Raw genomic sequence first — 16,473 nt, forward strand, 5'->3', positions numbered from 1 at the left:
GTGTTGCCCCTGCCATACAAGGCTTTTTATCGAGTTCTCCAAGGGTTTGCGGGCAGCGTCAAGGGACCTGTGGCTCAAGCGCCGCAGAACAGCGCACAAAGTTGCCTGCGGGCACCCCGGAATGCCTGGATATACAGATAAAAAAGGCCCCGGTCATCCCGAGGCCCGTTGCTGGTTCAATGGTCGCGCCGGATTACGCTTCAAGCGAGCGGCGCAGCATCTCCACGTCTTCGGCGATCTGCCCGTCGGTGGTTTTCAGCTCTTCGATCCGTTTGACACCATGCATTACGGTTGTGTGGTCCCGACCGCCGAACCGTCGGCCGATTTCCGGCAGGGAGCGGCTGGTGAGCTGCTTGCACAGGTACATCGCCACCTGACGCGGACGTGCGTAAGACCGCAAGCGCTTGGGACCAATGATGTCGGACATGCGGATGTTGTAATACTCTGATACCTTGCGCTGGATTTCCTCGACGGTGATCTTGCGCTCGGAGGCGCGCAGCACGTCCGCCAGACAATCTTGGGTCAGATCCATGTCGATCTCGCGCCCCACGAGCGAGGCAAAGGCGAAGAGGCGCGTCAAAGCCCCTTCAAGCACACGCACGTTCGTCGAGATACGGTGCGCCAGGAACTCCAGCACGCCATCGGCGATCTCAAGCTCTGGATAGGTTTGGCGGTGCATCTGAACCTTGGTCTGCAGGATACCGAGACGCAGCTCGTAATCGGTGGGGTGGAGATCGACAACGAGACCACATTGCAGGCGCGACTTCACACGGTCCTCAAGATCCTTGATCTCCCCCGGCGCACGGTCTGCCGAGATGATGATTTGCTTGTTCTGATCAACCAAGGCGTTGAACGTATGGAAGAATTCTTCCTGAGTGGAGTCCTTGCCCGCAATGAACTGCACGTCGTCTACCATCAGCACATCGACTGAACGGAACAGGTGCTTGAAGTCCATCATCTTGCGCTCGCGCAGGGCCTGAACAAAGCGGTACATGAACTGCTCAGCCGAGAGATACAGCACGTTCAGCTGCGGGTTCTGCTCTTTCAACTCCCAGGCGATGGCGTGCATCAGGTGGGTCTTACCGAGCCCAACACCGCCATAAAGGACCAGCGGATTAAACGTCACCGGGCCGCCTTCGGCAACACGGCGCGCGGCGGCATGGGCCAGCTCGTTCGGCTTGCCTACGACAAAGCTGTCAAAGGTAAAACGCGGATCAAGCGGGGCAGCGGGAATCATCTCGAGCCCGTCACGCGGTGCGGCAGCAGCAGCCGCATCGGACAGGGCTTGGGGCTGCTCATCATCCACGCGAGCACCAGAAGACAGCTCAACAAATGGCTCAGCCGCATGCTCAACCTGACGCACGGGGCGCACGGGTGAATTTGCAGGCACCTTGAAAGCCAGACGCTGCACGGGTTCACCGGACAGGGTCAACTCATGCAGAATGAGGTCCGCAAAGTTCTGGCTGACATAATTTCCCATGAAGTTTGTCGGCACATGGAATACCGCCACACCTTCTTCGAGCGCATCGAATTCAAGCGGCTCGATCCAGGTGGTGAAGTTGTTCTGACCGACCGTCTTGAGCAGTCGTTTTCTGAGCTGTCCCCATTTTTCTTCCGTCATGCTGCGCCTCACGCGTCCCCAATAGCAGCGGCCCTTGTTCGACCTATCGTTTCATCAAGCCCCCTTTTCTGGAGGCGCGTTCACACACAGGGCTACCGGTGCGCGCCAGCACAACCGGCCGCAAAACCCGAAGCGGGCGGCAGGGATCATGTACAACACAAAACCCGTCGACCGCCGCAAAAAATGCGTTGAGTCGATATGCACCAATATCAAAACAGGACTGTGTGCAGTCGATGCCTGCACAGTATGTGTAGCGAAGCAGCGAGCCAATTGGCCTACGTCTCCGCACACTTCGGCGTGATCTCAATGCCCGTTAAGATCAGCGCGAGCAGCCTGTCCCCCAGCGAGTGAATCGCTGCATTAGTGGTAGCAATTTGTGAGGGGAAGCGGCAACGAAACTATGATGTTGACTCACGCTTTGGCCGCAAAGAATCTCTCGCACTTGCAGCACCGGCTCAAGTTGAGAGCAAAAGAAAGGCGCCGCAAAACGCGACGCCTTTGAAGAAAACCCAGATCGAGGAATCTATCGGGGAATCTCCGATAGACTGAAGAATCAGCCCAGTGCTTTGACGCGGGCTGCCAGGCGCGAGATTTTGCGCGAAGCGGTGTTCTTGTGATAAACGCCCTTGGTCACGCCACGCATCAGTTCGGGCTGAGCGGCGCGCAGAGCTGCGGTTGCGGCTTCCTTGTCGCCGGATGCGATTGCTTCTTCAACTTTACGCAGGAAGGTACGGATGCGCGAACGACGGGCTTTGTTGACGGCAAAGCGTTTCTCGTTCTGACGGGCGCGCTTTTTTGCCTGGGGCGAATTTGCCATGGTGTGTGACCTTTGTCTCGGGTTCGTGTTGTCAATAGGCGCAATGCCAGCCGGACCCGGATCAGATCACCGGTGTGATTCTAGCCTAGGCGGGCTGCACGCGCATGTATGTCGGCGGTCTATACAGAGATGGGTCCTCCTTGGCAAGGCCAATGGAAAAGGCGTCCCCTTTGCCACCAAAAAGGGCAGGTTCAGCCTGCCCTTCCCTCTTCGATATGACCCCGCGACGATTACTTGTCGCGAAACTGTGCTTCGCGCTTTTCGAGGAAAGCGGCCATGCCTTCCTTCTGGTCTTCGGTGGCAAACATCGAATGGAACACCCGGCGCTCAAACAACATGCCTTCGCTGAGCGGCATCTCGTAAGAACGATTCACGGTTTCCTTGACGGCCATCGCGGTCAGCAGGGATTTCTCGGCGATCTTCTGCGCCGCGCCCATGGCCTCTTCCATCAGCTTCTTTGCAGGTACCACGCGTGACACCAATCCAGCACGCTCGGCCTCCTCGGCATTCATGAAACGGCCGGTGAGGTTCATGTCCATGGATTTCGATTTGCCAACAAAACGCGTCAGGCGCTGGGTCCCGCCGATCCCGGCAATGACGCCCAGATTGATCTCGGGTTGGCCAAACTTGGCGTTGTCGCCCGCAATGATGAAATCACAGAGCATAGCCAGCTCGCAGCCACCACCAAGCGCATAGCCGGACACTGCCGCGATGATCGGCTTGCGGATCGCCTCGATGCGATCATTTACAAAGGCAAAGAGATTGCTCGAGAACACCTCGGTGAAGCTCATCTGCGACATTTCCTTGATGTCGGCACCCGCAGCAAATGCTTTCTCGGATCCGGTCAGAACGATGCAGCGCACCTTGTCGCTGGCATCGGCCTCATCGAGGGCGGCGCAGAGTTCCGTCAGCAGCTCGTTGTTGAGTGCGTTCAACGCTTCGGGTCGGTTCAGCTTGATGAGGCAAACGTGGTCCTTCACTTCGACGTTGATCGTCTCATAGGCCATGGGTATCGCTTTCAGTTGTTCCGTTCAGGACCGAGTCATTATCACGAGACATATCTCGTTCAAGCTATCTTTGGCACTTGCCACAGTAGAAAGACGATCGCCCCGATTGGGTGATTCTCGCAATGGTTCCGCCGCACCCCTCGCGCCTGCAGGGTTGGCCCTCGCGCCCGTAGGCATCGAAAGCATGCTGGAAATATCCAAGTTCTCCATTGGCTTGGCGAAAATCCTTGAGCGAGGATCCCCCTGCCCGGATGGCATCCTCCAGTACGGTGCGAATGATCGGCACCAGCGCGGCCACGCGCGGCGCGGCAATCTGCCCTGCCTTTCTTTTGGGCGAGATGCCGGCGCGAAACAGCGCTTCGCAGACGTAGATATTGCCCAGACCCGCAATGATTCCCTGATCCAGTAATGCAGATTTCACCGGCGTATTGCGCCCCTTGAAGGCCGCGATCAGGTGCTCTTCGTGAAAGTCATTGCCCAGTGGCTCCGGCCCCAGCACCGACAGCAGCTTGTGCTGTTCTGCCGTCGCCGTCTCCAGAAGGTCCATCGCCCCGAACCGGCGCGGATCGTTGAAGGTGATGCGGGCGCCATTGTCCATGTCGAGCACCACATGGTCGTGCTTCTGGGCCTGTGGATGTTCATGCACGAACTGCCCAAGGGGATCACCCGAGACCGTCATGCGGCCCGACATGCCCAGGTGCACCAGCAGCGTCTCACCCGTATCGAGATCCGCCAGTATGTACTTTGACCGCCGCCGGAGGGCATTGACCCGCGCGCCGGTCAGCCGTTCGGCCATGCGATCCGGGAAGGGCCAGCGCAGGTCCGGGCGGTTCACCGCGGCCCGCGCGATCACCGCCCCCTCCATCGCAGGCGCCAATCCGCGGCGCACCGTCTCGACCTCTGGCAATTCTGGCATTACATCGCTCCTGACACTATAGACGCATGTTAGATCCATGGGCCGCATTGTGCCCGCCCGCAAGCGCCCTATAACTGGGGCGAAGCAAGGAAAACGGCAAGCCGCATGAGCGATACGAACGACACCACCACCCATTTCGGCTTTGAAACCGTCCCCGAAGGCGAAAAAGCGGGCCGCGTGCAGGGCGTTTTCAACTCTGTCGCCTCGAAGTATGACGTGATGAACGATGTGATGAGCGTCGGCATCCACCGTATCTGGAAAGATGCGATGATGGACTGGCTGGCGCCGCGCCCCGGTCAGCGGCTCCTGGATGTGGCGGGCGGAACCGGTGACATTTCGTTCCGGTTCCTGAAACGTGCAGGCCATGGACATTCCACCGTGCTGGACCTCACTCAGCCCATGCTGGAGGAAGGTCGTATGCGCGCAGAAGCCGCCCAGATGGCCGACAGCCTGGATTGGGTCACGGGGGATGCCATGGCGCTGCCCTTCAAGGACAACACATTTGACGTCTACACGATCTCCTTTGGCATTCGGAACGTCACCCGCCCCCAAAAAGCGCTGGAGGAAGCTTACCGAGTGCTGAAACCCGGTGGCCGTCTGATGGTGCTGGAGTTCTCGCAGCTCCCGAATGACGGCATGCAAAAGCTTTATGACCTCTACAGCTTCAACGTCATCCCCCGTATGGGCAAGCTGATCGCCAATGACTATGACAGCTACCAGTATCTGGTCGAATCGATCCGCAAATTCCCCGATCAGGAGACCTTCCTACAGATGGTCAAGGACGCCGGGTTCGCGAACGCCAAATACCGCAACCTGTCCATGGGCATTGCCGCGCTTCACTCCGGCTGGAAGATCTGAGCCATGCGCGGCCCTCACAACATCATCCGCCTGATCCGCACCGGCGCCACGCTGGAGCGTACCGGCGCCATGAAGGTGGTGCTGGACGCCTTTGAGGCCCCCAAACCCCTGCGGATTCTGGCCCGCACCCTGGCCTGGCCGTTCAAGTGGCTGGGATACAAGGGCGATCCCAAGATGCCGCCCGCGACCCGTGCCCTGACCGCGCTGGGGCCGGCCTACATCAAGTTCGGCCAAGTGCTATCCACCCGCCCCGATGTGGTGGGTGAGGATCTCGCCCAGCAACTGCGCGTCCTGCAGGACAAGTTGCCCCCCTTCCCACGCGAAGTCGCCATGGCAGAGGTGGCAAAGGAGTTGGGTCGCCCGCTGGACGAGGTGTTTTCCGAGTTCAGCGAGCCGATCGCCGCTGCCTCAATCGCGCAGGTGCACCGCGCGCGGCTGGCGGATACCGGCGAATACGTTGCCGTAAAGGTGCTGCGCCCCGGTATTGAGCGCGCCTTCAACAAGGATGTGGACGCCTTCTATTTCGCCGCGCGCATCGTGGACCTCTTTGCCCCCGGTGCAAGGCGCCTGCGACCGATGGATGTGATCGAGCACTTTGACGGTGTGGTAAAAGGCGAGCTGGACCTGCGGCTCGAAAGCGCCGCGGCCTCGGAATTTGCAGCCAACACCGGTCAGGACGCAGGTTTCACCCTGCCGCAGATACAATGGAACCACTCTGCGCGCCGGGTGATGACTCTGGGCTGGGCCGATGGGCTGCCGCTGGGCGACAATGACGCGCTGGATGCTGCAGGCCACAACCGTCAGGAGCTGGGCGAACGGGTCCTCACCCTCTTCCTGCGCCACGCCCTGCGCGATGGTTTCTTCCACGCCGACATGCATCAGGGCAACCTCAAGGTCGCCGCCAACGGCGACATCATCGCCTATGATTTCGGGATCATGGGCCATATCGACGAATACACCCGCCGGGTCTACGCCGAGATCCTGTTCGGTTTCATCAAGCGCGACTACAAACGCGTGGCCGAGGTACATTTCGAGGCCGGCTATGTGCCCGCCAATCGCGACGTGGATGAATTCGCCCGCGCCCTGCGCGCGGTGGGGGAGCCGATCTTTGGTATGGACGCCAGCCACATTTCGATGGGGCGGCTGCTGAACTATCTGTTCGAGGTGACCGAGCGCTTTGGCATGGAAACCCGGACCGAGCTGATCCTGTTGCAGCGCACCATGGTGGTGGTCGAAGGCGTCGCGCGCTCGCTTGATCCCCATATCAACATCTGGGAAGCCGCCCGCCCGGTGGTCGAGGATTACATCAAGAAGTCCATCGGCCCGCGCGCCGTGGCCTCGGACCTGATCAGCACCGCGCAGGTCATGGCCCGCTTCGGCCCCCGCCTGCCCGCGCTGGTTGAACGCGCCCTGATCGCGCAGGTGCAAGGCGGCGAGACGCAGAAGCGTGGATCATGGGAATGGCTTGCCCCGGCAATGATCGGAGCCGGTGCAGGCGGACTGTGTGTGGGTCTGCTGGCGCTTCTTCTTTGAATTGGCCTGACAATCCGACCTGCGCTGGCGCACCGCGCCAAAAACCGAAGTAGTTTTGAAAACGGGCAGTGCCGCAAACCGCATTGATCCCCTTTGCGGGACGAAGCTGCCGTTCAAACCAAGGGCATCGTTCGGCTATTCTAGTGACTTGAATTGGTTTCAGGGGCTGGGAAATTCAAAATCGACATAGCAAGGAAACAAGCGAAAACTATCATCGGGAAGCCTGCCCACAACGCATCACCAGGATCAACGACTACTTGAAATATCCCTAGAGCACCGATTGCTACAAGAACGATCCAGCCAATTATCGCCGTCCATCTACCAAGAGGCTTTCGTCGGAGACTTTGATAGAGAATAGATGAAGTTATCGTGAGCGGGACAAAGGCTACCGCGATTAAAGATGAACCGAATATTGCATCGGTCAAACTGCCTTGTCCCGAACGCAGGCAATCGCTTATCCCACAGAGACCTAACCAGCCGAACACCAAAAATAGAAGCATCGAGACTAAGAACGTAGGGACGATGTAAAGCAGAAATTTCAAAACGGAAATCCCTTTTTAGGCTGAGAACATACCCCAGAGACAATTCCATGCAGCGATTTTTTTCTGTGGGTATAGGTTCAGACCGGACCAACATAATTTGCAGACACTCCCTTGCAACGAGAACGGAAACTCCCGCGCGGATTTGTCCTCATTTCGGAGGCCTCCATCCCCTTGGATCCGGCGGCATAGCCGCCGGATCCCGAGCGCGCGCGGGAGGGCCACGCGCGCTGGTTTTGACAGATCAGAGGCGTTCGATCGCCAGGGCAATGCCCTGACCGCCGCCGATGCACATGGTGATGAGGCCCAGCTTGCCGCCGGTGCGCTCCAGCTCGTACAGAGTCTTGATGGTAATGATGGCGCCGGTTGCGCCCACCGGGTGGCCCAGCGCGATGGCGCCGCCGTTCGGGTTCACCTTGGCGGGATCGAGACCCAGCTCCTTGTTCACCGCCAACGCCTGTGCAGCAAAGGCCTCGTTCGATTCAATCACGTCGAAATCGCTGGCCTTGAGTCCGGTTTTCTTCAAGAGGTTCTGCACCGCGGGGACCGGGCCGATGCCCATCACCTCGGGGCGCACACCGGCGTGGGCGTATCCAACCACCCGCGCCTTGGGCGTGAGGCCCGCTTTTTCAGCTGCCTCGGCCCGTGCCATGACAATCGCCGCCGCGCCATCGTTGATGCCCGAGGCGTTGCCTGCCGTCACGCGGCCATCTTTCTGGAACACCGGGCGCAGTCCTGCCAGTGCCTCCAGCGACGTCGCCTTGGGGTGCTCATCCACTTCGAAGGGCACCATATCGCGCTTGACCTTGACCTCGACCGGCGTGATCTGGCTGGCGAAATGACCAGCCTTGATCGCCGCCGCCGCGCGGGTCTGGCTGGCGAGCGCGAATTCATCCATCTGTTCGCGGGTGATGTCGTGTTCATCCGCAACGTTTTCAGCCGTCACACCCATGTGGCCGGTGCCAAAGGGGCAGTTTAGCGCGCCCAGCATCATGTCGAGCGACTTCACATCGCCCATCTTCGCGCCCCAGCGCTGCTGCTGCATGATGAAGGGGCTGCGCGACATATTCTCGGCCCCCCCCGTGAGCGCATAATCCGCATCGCCCAGCATCAGCGACTGGATGCCAGAAACGATCGCCTGCGCGCCCGAGCCACAGAGCCGGTTCACGTTCATCGCAGGGGTGCCATTGGGTACGCCCGCCTGCATCGCTGCCACGCGGGACAGGTACATATCGCGCGGCTCGGTGTTGATCACATGGCCAAAGACCACATGGCCGATCTGTTCCGGCGCCACGCCCGAACGCTCCATCGCCGCCTTGGAGGCCACGGTGGCCAGATCGATGGGCGCGGTATTGGCCAGCGCGCCGCCAAAGGTGCCGATGGCCGTCCGGGCACCGTCCAGGATCACGATATCTGTCATTTTCTCTCTCCTCACGAGTCAGTTGCGCGCATTATGCAGATGCAGCATCGACTGTCTTGTCAAACGTACCGTCATTGACAATTTCACGGATCAGGCGCAGGCTTCCGTTATGCCGGACAAATCAGACGATATCCTGACACTGCTGCCCTCACGCCTGAAAGAGGCCCGCCGCGCCAAGGGGCTTAGCCTTGAAGCCGTATCGCATCTGTCCGGCGTTTCGCGCTCCATGGTGAGCCAGATCGAGCGTGGCGAAAGCAGCCCCACCATTGCGACCCTTTGGAACCTGACCCGCGCACTGCAGGTGGATTTTGCGGGCCTCTTGGATTCAGGGGAAAAGAAAAACCGAATCGAAGTCCTGCGCGCGGGAGACGTACCCACCATCGACAACATGGGCCAAGGCTGCCGGATCCGCATCCTCTCCCCGCCCGAGGACGCAGGCGGGCATGAGGTCTATGATATCGAATTCGACGCAGGTGGTACATTGGACAGTCAACCCCATGGGCGCGGTACGGCAGAACATGTGACCGTGTTGGAAGGCGATATTAGCGTCTCCTCGGGCAGCGCCCATATGCGCCTGCATGCAGGGGATACCGCGCGCTACGCAGCAGACATTCCTCACAAGATCACCGCACCAGACCGGGCCGCGCGAGTATTCCTGATCGTCAAGAACGGCTGAAGATTTCGACCTTCTGACATGGGACCATTCTTCTGACAAACCGCGCGGCAACGGCGTCGGGTCTCTCTCGGCGTTTCAGGCATTCAAACAGCCTGCCATCATCACAGCTCACCAGTCCGCAAAAAATCCACTTTCACGGACTTTCTTCCATCATCGTGAATTCCCCTATTTCGGAAATGCCTCCGTTATGATAGATTGCATCTGATAGTAGAAGGAATCTCCCCATGGCATCCGCCTTTTTGACCGATATCTCCAACACTCTGGACAGCATCAAAGCAGACGGTCTCTACAAGAAAGAGCGAATGATCACCTCCCCGCAGGGGGGCGAAATCACGGTGGGCGGTCATGAGGTGTTCAACCTTTGTGCCAACAACTACCTTGGACTGGCGGATCACCCCGATCTGATCGCAGCCGCACGGGGCGTGATGGATGACAAGGGTTTCGGCATGGCCTCGGTCCGCTTCATCTGCGGCACCCAGGACATCCACCGCGAGCTGGAGCAGAAGCTGGCGAAGTTCCTGGGCAAGGATGATGCCATCCTCTTTGCTGCCTGTTTTGATGCCAATGGCGGGCTGTTTGAGCCGCTCCTAGGGCCAGAAGATGCGATCATCTCGGACAGCCTCAACCATGCCTCGATCATCGACGGGGTGCGCCTGTGCAAGGCGAAACGCTATCGCTACCTCAACAGCGACATGAACGATCTGGAGGCCTGGCTGAAACAGGCACGCGAGGATGGCGCGCGCCATATCATGATCGCCACCGATGGCGTGTTCTCGATGGATGGCTACCTGGCAAAATTGCCCGAGATCCGCGCACTGGCGGACAAATACGATGCGGTGGTGATGGTGGACGATTGCCACGCCACGGGTTTCATGGGGCCGAACGGAGCTGGGACGCCCGATCATTTCGGCGTCGATGTTGACATCCTGACGGGAACATTGGGCAAAGCACTTGGGGGGGCCATCGGCGGTTATATCGCCGGGCCGCAGCCAGTGATTGACCTCCTGCGGCAGCGGGCGCGGCCCTATCTGTTCTCCAATTCGCTGCCGCCCTCCATCGTTGCTGCCGGGATCGAGGCGCTGCGCCTTGTCGAAGAGGGCGCGGGCCTGCGCGCGCAGCTGTTCGAAAACACCCGGTTCTGGCGCAAGGGCCTGGAAGATCTGGGTTTTGACCTGTTGCCCGGCCAACACCCCATCGTACCGATCATGCTGGGCGAGGCGCAGCTGGCGCAAGACATGGCGGCGCAGCTCTTTGACGAAGGGGTCTATGTATCGGGCTTCTTCTTCCCGGTCGTGCCGCGCGGGCAGGCGCGCATCCGCACCCAGATGAACGCAGCGCTGACGCGGGACGACCTGGAACGGGCACTCGGTGCATTCAGAAAGGTAGGCAAATCGCTGGGGGTGATCTCATGAGCCGTCCGAACACCATGAAAGCGCTGGAGAAGTCAAAACCCGAAGAAGGTCTGTGGATGGTTGAGGCTCCGGTGCCGGAGATAGGCCCCGATGATGTTCTCATCAAGATCAACATGACCGGTATCTGCGGCACCGATCTGCATATCTGGAACTGGGACGGTTGGGCCCAGCGCACGGTGCCTGTGCCCCTGATCACCGGACATGAATTCGCGGGCGAGATCGTCGAACTGGGCCGCAATGTGACCGATCTCAGGATCGGGCAGCGCTGTTCGGGCGAAGGGCATCTCATTGGCCATCATTCACGTCAGTGGCGGGCCGGGAAGTTCCATCTCGACCCGGAAACCCGTGGCATAGGCGTGAACGAACAAGGCGCCTTTGCCCAGTATCTGCGCCTGCCCGCTTTCAACGTGGTGCCTTTGCCAGATGAAATTCCGGACGAAATCGGCGCCATTCTGGATCCTCTTGGCAACGCGGTCCACACCGCGCTCAGCTTCGATCTGGTCGGGGAAGACGTTCTGATCACAGGCGCCGGTCCCATCGGGATCATGGCCGCTGCTGTCGCCCGTCACGTGGGCGCACGCCATGTCGCAATTACCGATGTGAATCCGGAACGGCTCGCCCTCGCGGAAAAGGTAGCTGATGTACGCGCCGTCAACGTGGCCGAAGAAGACCTGAAGGATGTGATCGCAGAGCTTGGTATGACACAGGGCTTCGATGTGGGGCTTGAAATGTCCGGCAATCAGGCTGCGCTCGATCAGATGGTCGAAGCGCTGGTCATGGGTGGAAAGATCGCGCTGCTGGGCATTCCTCCGGGAAAATCCCCAGTGGATTGGAGTCGCATTGTCTTCAAGGCGATCACCCTCAAAGGCGTTTACGGACGGGAAATATTTGAAACCTGGTACAAAATGATCGCCATGCTGCAGAACGGGCTGAAAGTCGATGAAGTCATCACGCATCGATTCGGAATAGAAACATTCCAAGACGGGTTCTCCGCGATGAAATCCGGCCATTGCGGTAAGGTCATTCTAGATTGGAACACGCTTTACTGATGGATAAATGCCCCGTTGAACAGCAGGACGAACGGATTGATATTAAAAGAAAAAGCCGCCCATCGTCAGGGCGGCATTACTCATCATTCACACGGGTATTTGGCGTGGCTGGCGCCGAAACACGATCATCCCAGAACCGAGAAGAAAAACAGAATAAAACTGGCAAAATGACGACCAGCCACATTCATAAGTTAGCATACCTTCTCGCGGGATGCGAAAGAAAACTGGTGGATTTGTGCGTAAAATGCACACTCTTTCGGTTAGGCAACCCTTAACCTTTTGCGCCCATCTGAGGTCACTTGCCAGCAGCTCGCCCCCTCAAAAACTGCAGCCGTGAGCGAGCGGCCAAAGCCTGCGCCACTATCGAGGTTGACGCGGTTGCCGCGATGTTCGGCGGTCGGAACATGCGTATGGCCATGCACCACCAGCCAAGGATGCCGACGGGTGTCGTTCAGGAACTCCTGTCGGATCCAGATCTTGTCGTCCTCACTTTGCTCCGCCAGTGCAAGACCAGGCCTGATCCCTGCGTGAACGAAGAGAAGCCCTTCTTCCTCGTGATGACTGGGCAGGCCTTCCAGAAACGCTCGGTGGTGTTCCGGCACAGCGGCGCGGGCCTTGGCGTGGACCTCATAGATACGCGCGCCGCTCTCTACCTCGACCCCATATGAAGCCAAGGTCTCCACCCCGCCGATCTTCTCGTGTAGCCAGTGATAACCAACCAGCAGCCGAGCATCATTGCGCGGATAATCTTCCATGAACATCGAGAACATCCGGTCATGGTTGCCCATCAGACAGGTCCAGTTCTTGCCTGCCGACAGGCCCGCGATCAAAAGATCCAGAACGCCCCGGCAATCCGGCCCACGATCCACATAGTCGCCCAGGAACACCACCTGCGCGTCAGGGCCGCCATCCGCCGCGATCAACTCCAGCGCCTCTTCCAACATCTCGCGCTGTCCGTGGATGTCACCAATGGCGTAAATTGGCGCTGTCATGGGGTATCTCCTTGGCTGCAATGCTGAATAGATGACCCATGCCTGTCCGCATCACAAGAGGCCCCTGCGTCAGTAAAAACTGGATCGAGCCCGGACATCCAGTCAAAGTGCCATGAGCTGCCATTCACTCCACCTAGGTTCACGCGGGTCAGAGAACGGCACGGTAGCCAATATTGACAAATAGCAAGAGAGGGACTGACCAATGAAGGGACTTTCGTCTGCATTCTTTTTGATTGCCGTGATTTCGGCGATTGGTGGCATGGTCTGGGGGATCCAGATGTCTGCATCGGGCGATCACAGCCTTTCGCCGGCCCATGGGCATTTGAACCTGATCGGATGGGTAAGCATGGCCATATTTGGCTTCTACTATCACCTTGTACCAAGTGCCGCCAAAGGCCTGCTGCCAAAGCTGCATTTTGGCCTTTCCGCTGCAGGTCTGGGCGTAATCGTACCCGGCATCGCAATGGCAATTTCGGATCAGGACGATGTACTGGCCAAGCTCGGCTCGGTCCTGACACTGGCGGGTATGCTGGTGTTTCTCGTGGTGGTCCTGCGCAGCCGCCAAACGGCCTGAAGTAAAAAGCCGCCCCAAAACCAGGGCGGCTTTCTGTGTCTTGGCTTGATCACGCAGATCAGTTCACGTCGAACTCAAGCGGTTTGATCTGGTTGAACAGACCGGTTTCCGCCAGCTTGGCGCGGGCTTCGGCAGGGACCAGACCGTCCACATACAAGAGCGCGATTGCCTCACCGCCCGCAACGGCGCGGCCAAGGGTAAAGTTGGCGATGTTGACGCCGTGATCGCCCATGGTCTTGCCCAGGGTGCCGATGATGCCCGGCACGTCATTGTTTGTGGTGTAGAGCATGTGCTCGCCCACTTCAGCGTCGATGTTGATGCCCTTGATCTGGATGAAACGCGGCTTGCCGTCCGAGAACACGGTACCCGCGATGGAGCGTTCGCGCGTCGGGGTCGCCACGGTCACCTTCACGTAGCCCTCAAAGGCGCCGGACTGCGCCTGATTGGTGGTCGAAACCTTGATGCCGCGCTCCTTGGCGATCATCGGGGCCGAGACCATGTTCACATCCGGGTTGATCGACTTCATGATCCCCGCGATCAGCGAGCAGTTCAGCGCCTCGAGGTTCATTTCGGCCGCGCAGCCATCATAGAGGATGTTGATCGCCTTGATCGGCTCATCATCGGTCATCTGGCCAATGAAGGCGCCCAGATGCTCGGACAGTTTGATCCAGGGGCCCATGACCTTGGCTTCCTCGGCGGTCACCGACGGCATGTTCAGCGCGTTCTCGACAGCGCCGGTCAGCAGGTAGTTGGCCATCTGCTCGGCCACCTGCAGGGCAACGTTTTCCTGCGCTTCAGTGGTGGCGGCGCCCAGATGCGGGGTGCAGACCACGTTGGGCAGGCCAAAGAGCGCATTTTCCTTGGCGGGCTCTTCCTTGAACACGTCAAAGGCCGCACCGGCGACATGGCCGGATTTCAACAGTTCGGCCAGTGCCTCTTCATCGACCAGACCACCGCGGGCACAGTTGATGATGCGCACGCCCTTCTTGGTTTTGGCGAGGTTTTCTGCCGACAGGATGTTCTTGGTCTGATCGGTCAGCGGCACGTGCAGGGTGATGAAGTCGGCGCGGGACAGAAGCTCGTCCAGCTCGACCTTTTCAACGCCCATCTTGTCGGCCTTTTCTTGACCCAGGAAGGGGTCATAGGCCACGACCTTCATCTTCAGGCCACGGGCACGGTCGCAGACAATGCCGCCAATGTTACCCGCGCCGATAACGCCAAGGGTCTTGCCGGTCAGCTCAACGCCCATGAACTTGGATTTTTCCCACTTGCCCGCATGGGTCGAGGCAGAGGCCTCGGGGATCTGACGAGCAACGGCGAACATCATCGCGATGGCGTGTTCTGCGGTAGTGATCATGTTGCCAAAAGGCGTGTTCATCACGATCACGCCTTTTTTTGACGCGGCTTCCTTGTCGATGTTGTCGGTGCCGATGCCAGCGCGACCGATCACCTTGAGGTTGGTCGCGTTCTCTAGGATCTTTTCGGTGACCTTGGTGGCAGAGCGGATGGCAAGACCGTCGTAGTTGCCAATCACCTCGGCCAGCTTGTCCTTGTCCTTGCCAAGGTCAGGCTGGAAGTCGACGTCGATGCCACGATCACGAAAGATCTGAACGGCGGCTTCGGAGAGTTTGTCTGAAATCAGTACTTTGGGGGCCATGTCTGGTGGTCCTTTGTGCGGGGGCCTTCGGAAAGGCCATCATTTTTGAAAGGGGAAGGCGCCCGGCAATCACGCCGGGCGGGGTCACGTCTCAATCAACCTTGCGCGGCGATCTCGGCTTCAAAGGCCCACGCGAGCCACGGCAACATTGCTTCGATGTCCGAGGTCTCGACCGTACCGCCGCACCAGATCCGCAGACCGGCAGGTGCATCGCGATAGGCACCGATATCAAGCGCGATGTTCTCTGCCTCAAGACGCTGGGCCACGGCCTTGGCAAAGGCTGCTCCGTCCTTGATGCGCGCGTCCGTGAACTTCAGGCAAACCGAGGTGTTAGACCGCGTCGCCGCATCCACCGCCAAGTTGGCAATCCAGTCGTTGGCATCGCAGAAATCAAATACTGCCTGGGCGTTGGCGTTGGCGCGGGCCTGCAAACCTTCAAGGCCCCCTACCGAGCGCGCCCAGTCCAACGCGAACAGATAGTCCTCAACCGCCAGCATGGACGGCGTGTTGATGGTCGCACCCGAGAAGATGCCGTCGATCAGCTTGCCGCCCTTGGTCAGACGGAAGATCTTGGGCAGCGGCCACGCGGGGGTGTAGCTTTCCAGACGCTCCACCGCGCGCGGCGAGAGGATCAGCATGCCGTGAGCCGCTTCACCGCCCAGCACTTTTTGCCAGGAGAAGGTGGTCACATCCAGCTTGTCCCAGGGCAGATCCTGCGCGAAGGCCGCCGAGGTGGCATCGCAGAGGGTCAGACCTTCGCGGTCTGCCGGGATCCAATCGCCATTCGGGACGCGTACGCCCGAGGTGGTTCCGTTCCAAGTGAAGACAACGTCATTGTTGAAATCGACCGAAGCCAGATCAACGATCTCGCCGTATTCAGCCGTCTTGGAAACGGCATCCAGTTTTAGCTGCTTTACGACATCGGTGACCCAGCCCGCGCCAAAGCTTTCCCAAGCCAGCATCTCAACGCCGCGGGCGCCCAGAAGGCTCCACATGGCCATTTCCATGGCACCGGTGTCCGATGCGGGCACGATGCCGATCTTGTAGTCAGCGGGGATCCCCAGAACCTCGCGGGTGCCTTCGATGGCGGCCTTCAGCTTGTCCTTACCGACAGCGGCGCGGTGCGAGCGGCCCAGAGGCGCGTCTGCGAGTTTGGTCAGATCGAATGTGGGGGGTTTGGCGCAGGGGCCAGAGGAAAAACGCGGATTGGCCGGCCGCGTAGCCGGTTGCTGGTTAGCCATCTATGCTATCCTTCCAGATAAATGCCCCTCGTTGGGGAGGGGTGTCCCACCAACGGAGCTAAGGCCTGCCATCGCGTCGCGCAATATGAAAAGCGACAGATTGCGGCGATCTGGCGCGCAATTGCGACCTGTCCTGACGCCTTTCGGAAACTTCGTGAATA

Annotated in this window: 14 protein-coding genes; 6 read left to right on the forward strand and 8 right to left on the reverse strand. The window is 59.3% G+C overall.

Going from position 1 to position 16,473, the window contains the following annotated elements; genetic code table 11:
* Window positions 1–193: 193 nt before the first annotated feature.
* The 4 genes from dnaA to mutM form a co-directional block, all read right to left on the reverse strand.
* Window positions 194–1,621, reverse strand: coding sequence for a chromosomal replication initiator protein DnaA (gene dnaA, locus INS80_RS05265; protein WP_192964630.1), 1,428 nt, complete (start codon window positions 1,619–1,621; stop codon window positions 194–196).
* Window positions 1,622–2,174: 553 nt separating this feature from the next.
* Window positions 2,175–2,438, reverse strand: coding sequence for a 30S ribosomal protein S20 (rpsT, locus tag INS80_RS05270; RefSeq protein ID WP_192964631.1), 264 nt, complete (start codon window positions 2,436–2,438; stop codon window positions 2,175–2,177).
* A gap of 230 nt (window positions 2,439–2,668) precedes the next feature.
* Window positions 2,669–3,445 (reverse strand): acryloyl-CoA hydratase, encoded by a 777-nt coding sequence (gene acuK, locus INS80_RS05275; protein WP_192964632.1) that lies wholly within the window; start codon window positions 3,443–3,445, stop codon window positions 2,669–2,671.
* 64 nt (window positions 3,446–3,509) lie between these two features.
* The gene (gene mutM, locus INS80_RS05280; protein ID WP_192964633.1) at window positions 3,510–4,361 is read right to left on the reverse strand and encodes a bifunctional DNA-formamidopyrimidine glycosylase/DNA-(apurinic or apyrimidinic site) lyase; all 852 of its coding nucleotides are present in this window, start codon (window positions 4,359–4,361) and stop codon (window positions 3,510–3,512) included.
* A 105-nt stretch (window positions 4,362–4,466) separates the two neighbouring features.
* Here mutM and ubiE point away from each other — a divergent pair, with 105 nt between their 5' ends.
* Together ubiE and ubiB are read left to right on the forward strand one after the other, a co-directional pair.
* Complete coding sequence (ubiE, locus tag INS80_RS05285; RefSeq protein WP_192964634.1) at window positions 4,467–5,219, forward strand: bifunctional demethylmenaquinone methyltransferase/2-methoxy-6-polyprenyl-1,4-benzoquinol methylase UbiE; 753 nt, start codon at window positions 4,467–4,469, stop codon at window positions 5,217–5,219.
* A 3-nt stretch (window positions 5,220–5,222) separates the two neighbouring features.
* A complete protein-coding gene (gene ubiB / locus INS80_RS05290; RefSeq protein WP_192964635.1) occupies window positions 5,223–6,752 on the forward strand; it encodes a 2-polyprenylphenol 6-hydroxylase in 1,530 nt (509 codons plus the stop codon).
* 783 nt (window positions 6,753–7,535) lie between these two features.
* Here the strand turns inward: ubiB and INS80_RS05295 are convergent.
* Entirely contained in the window at window positions 7,536–8,711 is a 1,176-nt protein-coding gene (locus tag INS80_RS05295) for an acetyl-CoA C-acyltransferase family protein (protein WP_192964636.1), read from the reverse strand.
* A 109-nt stretch (window positions 8,712–8,820) separates the two neighbouring features.
* Between INS80_RS05295 and INS80_RS05300 the strand changes: the two genes are divergently transcribed.
* The 3 genes from INS80_RS05300 to tdh all read left to right on the forward strand — a co-directional run bounded on the left by INS80_RS05300 (window position 8,821) and on the right by tdh (window position 11,848).
* Window positions 8,821–9,387: a helix-turn-helix domain-containing protein gene (locus INS80_RS05300; RefSeq protein ID WP_192964637.1), complete on the forward strand. Its 567-nt coding sequence runs from the start codon at window positions 8,821–8,823 to the stop codon at window positions 9,385–9,387.
* A gap of 224 nt (window positions 9,388–9,611) precedes the next feature.
* Window positions 9,612–10,799 (forward strand): glycine C-acetyltransferase, encoded by a 1,188-nt coding sequence (locus INS80_RS05305; protein ID WP_192964638.1) that lies wholly within the window; start codon window positions 9,612–9,614, stop codon window positions 10,797–10,799.
* Between the two features lie 14 nt (window positions 10,800–10,813).
* Window positions 10,814–11,848 (forward strand): L-threonine 3-dehydrogenase, encoded by a 1,035-nt coding sequence (tdh, locus tag INS80_RS05310; RefSeq protein WP_192967193.1) that lies wholly within the window; start codon window positions 10,814–10,816, stop codon window positions 11,846–11,848.
* A gap of 260 nt (window positions 11,849–12,108) precedes the next feature.
* Here the strand turns inward: tdh and INS80_RS05315 are convergent, their stop codons facing one another.
* Window positions 12,109–12,840 carry a metallophosphoesterase family protein gene (locus INS80_RS05315; protein WP_192964639.1) on the reverse strand — a complete coding sequence of 244 codons (732 nt, stop codon included), beginning with the start codon at window positions 12,838–12,840 and terminating at the stop codon, window positions 12,109–12,111.
* Window positions 12,841–13,042: 202 nt separating this feature from the next.
* Between INS80_RS05315 and INS80_RS05320 the strand changes: the two genes are divergently transcribed.
* Entirely contained in the window at window positions 13,043–13,414 is a 372-nt protein-coding gene (locus tag INS80_RS05320) for a hypothetical protein (RefSeq protein ID WP_192964640.1), read from the forward strand.
* 58 nt (window positions 13,415–13,472) lie between these two features.
* Here the strand turns inward: INS80_RS05320 and serA are convergent, their stop codons facing one another.
* A complete protein-coding gene (gene serA, locus INS80_RS05325; RefSeq protein WP_192964641.1) occupies window positions 13,473–15,071 on the reverse strand; it encodes a phosphoglycerate dehydrogenase in 1,599 nt (532 codons plus the stop codon).
* A gap of 95 nt (window positions 15,072–15,166) precedes the next feature.
* Window positions 15,167–16,312, reverse strand: a complete 1,146-nt coding sequence (locus INS80_RS05330) for a phosphoserine transaminase (RefSeq protein WP_192964642.1) — start codon at window positions 16,310–16,312, stop codon at window positions 15,167–15,169.
* Between the last annotated feature and the right edge of the window lie 161 nt (window positions 16,313–16,473).

Origin of the sequence: Phycobacter azelaicus (assembly GCF_014884385.1) — a bacterium.
GTDB classification, from domain to species: Bacteria; Pseudomonadota; Alphaproteobacteria; order Rhodobacterales; family Rhodobacteraceae; genus Phycobacter; species Phycobacter azelaicus.

Bases quoted from the DNA above. Each gene is read 5' to 3' on its own strand.
- dnaA (WP_192964630.1), bottom strand. From the start codon at position 1,621: ATGACGGAAGAAAAATGGGGACAGCTCAGAAAACGACTGCTCAAGACG.
- rpsT (WP_192964631.1), bottom strand. From the start codon at position 2,438: ATGGCAAATTCGCCCCAGGCAAAAAAGCGCGCCCGTCAGAACGAGAAA.
- acuK (WP_192964632.1), bottom strand. From the start codon at position 3,445: ATGGCCTATGAGACGATCAACGTCGAAGTGAAGGACCACGTTTGCCTC.
- mutM (WP_192964633.1), bottom strand. From the start codon at position 4,361: ATGCCAGAATTGCCAGAGGTCGAGACGGTGCGCCGCGGATTGGCGCCT.
- ubiE (WP_192964634.1), top strand. From the start codon at position 4,467: ATGAGCGATACGAACGACACCACCACCCATTTCGGCTTTGAAACCGTC.
- ubiB (WP_192964635.1), top strand. From the start codon at position 5,223: ATGCGCGGCCCTCACAACATCATCCGCCTGATCCGCACCGGCGCCACG.
- INS80_RS05295 (WP_192964636.1), bottom strand. From the start codon at position 8,711: ATGACAGATATCGTGATCCTGGACGGTGCCCGGACGGCCATCGGCACC.
- INS80_RS05300 (WP_192964637.1), top strand. From the start codon at position 8,821: ATGCCGGACAAATCAGACGATATCCTGACACTGCTGCCCTCACGCCTG.
- INS80_RS05305 (WP_192964638.1), top strand. From the start codon at position 9,612: ATGGCATCCGCCTTTTTGACCGATATCTCCAACACTCTGGACAGCATC.
- tdh (WP_192967193.1), top strand. From the start codon at position 10,814: ATGAAAGCGCTGGAGAAGTCAAAACCCGAAGAAGGTCTGTGGATGGTT.
- INS80_RS05315 (WP_192964639.1), bottom strand. From the start codon at position 12,840: ATGACAGCGCCAATTTACGCCATTGGTGACATCCACGGACAGCGCGAG.
- INS80_RS05320 (WP_192964640.1), top strand. From the start codon at position 13,043: ATGAAGGGACTTTCGTCTGCATTCTTTTTGATTGCCGTGATTTCGGCG.
- serA (WP_192964641.1), bottom strand. From the start codon at position 15,071: ATGGCCCCCAAAGTACTGATTTCAGACAAACTCTCCGAAGCCGCCGTT.
- INS80_RS05330 (WP_192964642.1), bottom strand. From the start codon at position 16,312: ATGGCTAACCAGCAACCGGCTACGCGGCCGGCCAATCCGCGTTTTTCC.